Annotated in this window: 3 protein-coding genes and 3 pseudogenes; all 6 read right to left on the reverse strand. The window is 63.2% G+C overall.

All coding sequences use genetic code 11. The features are described from left to right. Positions 1 to 84 precede the first annotated feature (84 nt). Positions 85 to 855: pseudogene (locus PMES_RS15820) on the reverse strand (TrbI/VirB10 family protein); the annotation flags it as partial. After that, on the reverse strand, positions 852 to 1547 hold the full coding sequence (locus tag PMES_RS15825; protein WP_159966697.1) for a TrbG/VirB9 family P-type conjugative transfer protein: 696 nt from the start codon (positions 1545 to 1547) through the stop codon (positions 852 to 854). The gene PMES_RS15825 and the pseudogene PMES_RS15820, both read right to left, overlap by 4 nt. Position 1548: 1 nt before the next feature. Further along, a complete protein-coding gene (locus tag PMES_RS15830; protein WP_054540682.1) occupies positions 1549 to 2202 on the reverse strand; it encodes a VirB8 family type IV secretion system protein in 654 nt (217 codons plus the stop codon). A 17-nt stretch (positions 2203 to 2219) separates the two neighbouring features. After that, on the reverse strand, positions 2220 to 3029 hold the full coding sequence (locus PMES_RS15835; RefSeq protein ID WP_159966698.1) for a type IV secretion system protein: 810 nt from the start codon (positions 3027 to 3029) through the stop codon (positions 2220 to 2222). Continuing rightward, positions 3029 to 4034, reverse strand: a pseudogene (locus PMES_RS15840) (lytic transglycosylase domain-containing protein). Before PMES_RS15840 ends, PMES_RS15835 begins: the two are co-directional and overlap by 1 nt. Positions 4035 to 4184: 150 nt before the next feature. Further along, positions 4185 to 6329: pseudogene (locus PMES_RS15845) on the reverse strand (VirB4 family type IV secretion/conjugal transfer ATPase); the annotation flags it as partial.

Here is a 6329-nt window from a genome sequence, read left to right on the forward strand (position 1 = left end):
AGAGCAAAAGTGGACGACTTTTGCGCCGCCCGCCCCGGCAAAATACCGGCGCTACCGTGGCCTAATTTGCAACCGCCCTATACACACCTCGCCAAAAGTGCGTTCGGTCAGAGCCGTTTCATTCGCTCCGGACGTGCCGCCAAACGCGATGGTGGGCGAGGCGATGCGCCGCTCCTGGAAGGCGCGTTCCTCCGCGGCGCGGCGCTCCAGCTCGGCCATGCGCCGGGCTTCTTCCTCGCGGCGCAGTCGCTCTTGCTCGCGTGCGCGCAGCTCATCTTCCGTGGGGCCCGCTGGGGCGGGTTGCGGTCGGCTGGCCTCGAGTTGGGCCAATTCCAGATCCATGCGGAGTTGTTCAAGACTTCGATCCCGCGCCGTCAGTTCGTCCTGAAATCGTTGCTGTGCTGCTTCCGAGGCGGCTTGTAGCGCCGCGATCTGAGCAGTCAGCGCGTCAATTGCCTCTGCGGCGGCGGTGTCTTCCTCGACAACTGGTTCAGGGGCGTTGCGCAACTCCTCGATCTGGGCCTGCAGGGCGGTGATCTGCGCCAGAAGCTCCGCGTTGGGCTCGACTGGATCCGGTCCGACAAACACAACCTCGGGCTCGGGCGGGGGCAAGGTCTCGATGGCGCCAAAGCCGTCCCCCTCGTTTTGGAAGACGTCCGGGGTGGCCGTCGGCAAGGCTTCCTCTTCGTCGGGCTGTGAGAGGAGATAAAGCAGGGCACCACCCGCGCCGATGACGAGGACCACGACCAGCGCGAGAAGGGGCGACCGGCGCTGCGCCGCTATGGGGGCGCGGGCACTGCCTTTCTCAAGGGCGGCGAGGCGTTTTTCCAGCTCGGTGTTCTCGGTATCGCTCATGAGGCGGCCTGCGCGGGCGGGATCGCCTCGATGCAGACCACCTCTTCGCCAAGTCGCAGGACCCATTGGCGGTTTACGCCGCTGACGCGGATCACGCCGTCTTCAGGAGTTTGCGTGTTGACCGTGCGCTCTCGGCCGCCCGCGTAGCGGAAGATCGCTGGCACAGGTGCGTTTCTCGGAAAGGCGAAATACGTGAACGTCCCGTCATCCCAGATGCGGGTTGGCGTGAACTCGGTCCGCGCGCTGGCACCGTAGTTGTAGTTCGGCGCTTGGGCGGCGATGGCCCGGGTCGGGCGCGCAGCGTCGTCAGGATAGCGGAACTGCACCACGTAGAAGGTCGGGCTGCGGACCTCCTGGACGTTGAAATAGTAGCTGCGCCTGTTCGTGTAGACGGTCACATTGGTATGGACGCCGCGCGCGACGGGCTTGATCGCAAAGGCCTGACCGGCCGGCACGCCATCGATCTCGAAGCCCTCGGTGTCGCCCGCGATGATCGAGCGAATGCTTTCACCCTCACCGAATTCGACCGTGGTCACATGGGTAAGCGAGACGCTGAGGCGGTAGACCTGACCTTCTTGATATGTTGCCAGCCGCACGCGGCTGTCATTTGGACCACCGCGCGGGATCGCTTCGGCAAAGGCAAGGGCAGGCAGCAAAACAAATATGGCAGCAACAAAGAACTTATTGATCAAACTAATTCTCCAATCTGTCGGAGCGGATGGAATATTCGAGGACGGTGAAGCCGAATGGATTGGTCCAGACCTCATCGATGGAGCGGCGGGTCTCCGGGCGGAACTCGAAGAGAAGCGTCGCAGTGAAGAGGCCGGTCTGGGTGCCGTTAATAGACGTCAGGCGCTTGCGCAGGCGGACCGTCGCGCGGTTGGTTCCGATCCGGTTGATGCTAAGGATTTCCACGTCGAGCCGAGCATTGGGGCCATAGACCGTCGGCGGGTAATTCTCGTTGGCGCTGTTCCAGATCTGGCGCAGCCCGCTCTCGGCAGCTCCGTCCGAGCGGCGCAGGACGCTGCGGATGCGCAGATCGTTGTCGAGCTGGTTATAGACCTCCCGGTCGGTCACATAGCGGAACACCTCCGCCTCGATGATCGCTTGGTTGGCGGTGACGGATGTGGCCCCAACGGACGCCTCGGGCAGGGCAAAACCAGTGGCGGGATCATAGGGGACAACGACGGGGGGCGGGTCGACATCGAGGATCGAGACCGCCGCGGCACTCAGACAGCCGATGATACCGAAGACAAGGCCCATCAGGCCAAGGCGTTGCCAGAGCCGTTCGCGGCGCAGGGCACCGTAGACCAGTTCTTCCTCGATGATTTCTTGTTCAGTCGCCACCCGTCATGCCCCCACGATCAGTCTGCCCGGAGGTCCGGTAGCGTGAAATCCATGAAGCGCTGCTCTTCGGCGATGGTGGCGGCATCGATCACGCCGCCCGTGCCATCGCCCACCGTTTGAATCGCTTCCAGCTGCCACATCGCTACGAGGGCGATGGCTAATTCAGCTGTCACGCGCGTGTTGAGATCGACGCTTTGCTTGAGCTCTTCCATGTCGTCGATGAGCCCGACAAGGCGGTCGACCCGCTCGAGCGATTGCCCGGCATCTTCATAGCTGTTCTGGGCGGCGGCTGAGACGAGCGCGCCGGTTGTTGCCTGCGTGGCCACACGGTTGGCCCCGGGATTGCCGCTGGTGGCCATTTCCGAGAGCGTGTCTTCATCGAAGCCGAGATCGGCCAGCACCCGGTCCATCTGGGTTTCGATTTCGCCTGCGCCGGAGCCCGAGAGGCCCGAGAAATCCCCCGTCTTGATCGCCTCAATCGTGGCGAGGATGTCGCCGAATTCCTGGTCGAGCAGACCGTTCAACTCGTCTTCCATTTCCATCCGGATGATTTCGGGAAGCTCGGCAAGTCGGGTGAGCGCTTCATAGGTTCTTTGCAGCTCTGCGAGTTGATCCGTGAGTGTGGCAAGCTGTTCGCGGAGCTGCGTCAGCTGCTCGTTTTGCAGGATCTCGTCTTCGATCATCTGCCGCAGCTGCTGGATGTTTTGCGCGATGTTCTGGGTGTCGACGACCGGTACACCTTGTGCTGCGGCAGGGGGTAGGGCGCTGAACTGCAAGCCAACGCCAAGTGTCGTGGCCAAAGCTGTCCTCAAGAGCAGATGTCCCATCATTCAATCTCCCTGATCGTAAAATCCATGAACGCGCCTTCGGCCATGCGAGCGCTGGCCTGGGCTAGCTCTTCGGCGGAGAGAACGCGGGTACGGGCTGCTTGAAGCCGGATGCGCGCGGCCACGAGGCGCACGAGTTCGGCGCGGGCATAGGTGTTGAGTGCGACGCTCTCCTGCACGTCCTCGGTTTCGGAAATCCGTTCAACGATATCGCGGATGCGCAGGGCGGCTTGGCGGATCGCGGCTGGTGAGTTGCTGCCATAAAAGGCCGCCCCATGACCCGTGAGCGAGAGGTTGGCATTGGCGAGAAGCGCCGGATCGATCGTGCCAAGCGCATCGATCCCGCCGATACGGCTTAGATAGAGATTGTAGCGCTCCGGGATCACCTGGACGTAGTGCTGGGTCTCTCGGAAGGGGGGTACGCCGCCATACTCGAAAACCCGGCCGGGTCCGGCGTTATAGGCCGCGAGGGCGTTGATGATGTTGCCATCGAATGTGTTGAGCTGGGTCGCGAGATAGCGCCCAGGCATGATCTGGGTGAGACCATAGGCGCCGACGGGAGACCGTGCCCCGATCGTAAACCGGCTTTCCTGCCAGATCAGCGCTTGCAGCAACGCGCGCCACTGGACGGGCGAGAGCCCTGCGCGGCCAACACCCGCAAAGCCGCTGGTCTCCTGGGCTACCCGGATGATGAGCTGCTCGATGTTCTCAGACGCATCCCCGAACATCTGCGCACCGCCGGGATTGGGATCGATTTCTCCCGTGCCATAGACGGCTTCCACGGCGCGGTCGGGATCGCCGCTGCCGCTTTCCAGCCCCGAGACCATGGCGGGCAGGCCCTGACCGCCGAAGCTGGTCTGGGCGGAGGGTTTCCAGCTGCTCCCGTTCGATCTCGGCGATGAGTTCGCGCACTGCAAGCTTGTCGGCCTGAACAGCCAAGTCTGCCTCGCGATCGCCTGTCTCGACGATGTCACGCGCGGTCAGCCCACTGTCATTGGTCGGCACGCCTTGAGACAAGGCGAGACCGGGCAGCAGGCAAAACAGGCGCAACGGGTGCCGTGGACGCCAGAAATGTGAAGCAGTTCGCCTGCGGCTCCCGGTACTGGGTGCAGGAGGCCAGCGCGCCGAGTGCAGCCAAAGCGATAAGAATACGGATCATGAAAGCCTCCAGAAGTCCGGGCGGTCGCGGTAGTCGGCGCCGACGAGCGCCTCGCCCTTTTCCATGCCGCCAAGGATCGTGAGATTGGGCCCAAGGGCGCTCAGATCGGCATCGACGACGATTGAGCCCTGATCGTCGCGGATCAGTGCGAGGCGGCTGTTGCTGCCCGTGTTGAGAAGGACGTCGAGCTCCTTCTCCGTGAGGTTCAGCATGGCGTAGTCCGCAGGCTGCGCGCGGATATTGGGCAGCAGGATCTGCGTCGGCACGGCTTCGACGATGGTCTTGCCGGTCCGGGTGCGCTCAAGCTGGCTTGCATATTGCGTCATCATCACCGCGACGGTGTTCTGCTTGCGCGCAGTCACGAGCCAGTTCGACAACCGTTCGGCGAAATATGCGTTGTGGAGCGCCTTCCAGGCCTCGTCGATCACGATGATGGTGGGACGGCGGTCCTCGATCTCGCGCTCGACCCGGCGGAAAAGATAGGACAGGACCGCCATCCGTTCCTTGTCGGCCTCGCTGTCGAGAATGCCGGTCAGATCGAAGCCCACGACATCGCCCTTGAGCGAGAACGTGTCCTCGAGGCTCTGCCCGAAGATCCAGCCGTAGCGGCCGTCTTCGGTCCACTCCAGCAGGCGCTGGTGCAGATCGCCGCCGTCATCGGTGGACACAAAAAGCGATGCGAAATCCCGCCAGTTCCGCAGGGCCGGATTGGTGGCCTGGGCATTCTGGCGCACGACTTCCTGGATGCGGTTGGTCTGCGCCGGGGTCAGGGGCTTGTCGGCGCGGTAGAGCAGGGTTGTGAGCCAATCCGGCGCACCGCCATCTCCATGCCAAGACGGTAATCGAAGACGAAGATCCGCGCCCCTGCGCGACGGGCCTGGGTCATCAGAAAGGCCGACAGCACCGATTTGCCAGACCCGGGCCGCCCCATGATCAGGGTATGGCCGCTGGTCGGTTCTTTGTCGGGCGATCCCTGCTCGTGATAGGAAAACCGGTAGGCGCTCTGCTCCGGCGTGGGCAAATATGTGACGACCCGGCCCCAGGGGGTAAGTGCTGCAGGTTTGCCGAGCTGTGTCCGGTGGAAGGCCGCAAAATCCGCGAAGTTGCGGTTGGTGACGGCGCTGGCGCGGCTGAGGTAATGCGCCTTGGCCGCGACCCGCTCGCCAATCATCTTCACGCCTTCGGTTGCGGCGGCGTTCACGATCTCGGCGCTGAGGGTTTGCAGTTCTTCGAGCGTGTCGCAAAAGAGCGTCACGACCATGTGGTGCTCGCCGAAGCTTTGGCGCTTGGCCTCGAGATCATCGGCGGCGATGTCGAGGGCTTCCAGGAGCGAGAGGGCTGCGTCCTGGCTGGCCTGCATCTGGCGCTTTTGCCGCTTGATGCGGCCCGCCATGAGGTTCGAATTGATCGGCGTGAAGGAGTGCGTCACGATCATGTCGACCGGCAGGTTCAGCATGTCGAACATGGTGCAGCAGGTGCCTTCGGAATATTCCCCGATGGTGAAACTCTTGCCGTAGCGATGGCCCACGACACCTTCGGAAAGCTCGAAATGGTCGCCCTGGAACGTCACGCGGGTATTGGCGACGTTGACGGACAAAAAGCCGTAGGTGTTGGCCGGGTAGAGCGGCAGCTCGGTGCCCGTGTTGAGCGCGCCCAGAAACCCCAGCAGCTCGCCTGATGCGGCCGAGAGGAGCCGCGGCTTGAGCTCGGTGAGGCCGGACAGGAAGACGTTCACGGCCTCGCCCAGGCGCTGCAGGCGTTTGCGGGTCTCCTCTCTCAGCCGGTCCGGCGCGCTGCGGTTGAGGAACGGCAGGAGACTTTTCGGAGGCGGGCGGTGAATGACGGTGAGCGTCAGCGTCTTGTCGCGCAGCCCGCTGGTCTCGAGTTTCGCGCGCCAGCGCCGGTCCACCTCGCCTGCGAAGCTGTCCTCACGGATCGGGTCGAGATCAGGTTTGATGGCCTTGGAGACCTTGTGGACGTAATAGCTGAATTCCGGCCCGAGCTGCGCGACGATGCGGGCAAAAAGTGCCGTCACCTTGTCGAGATAGGCATCGTCGGTCGTGTAGCTGTTGATCCCCTCGAGCCGGATGCAGCGGAAGAGTTCGTTCACCCGTGTCCGCACGGTCTGGTCGTCGACGAGG

This window comes from Profundibacterium mesophilum KAUST100406-0324 (assembly GCF_009835145.1).
Taxonomy (GTDB): Bacteria; Pseudomonadota; Alphaproteobacteria; order Rhodobacterales; family Rhodobacteraceae; genus Profundibacterium; species Profundibacterium mesophilum.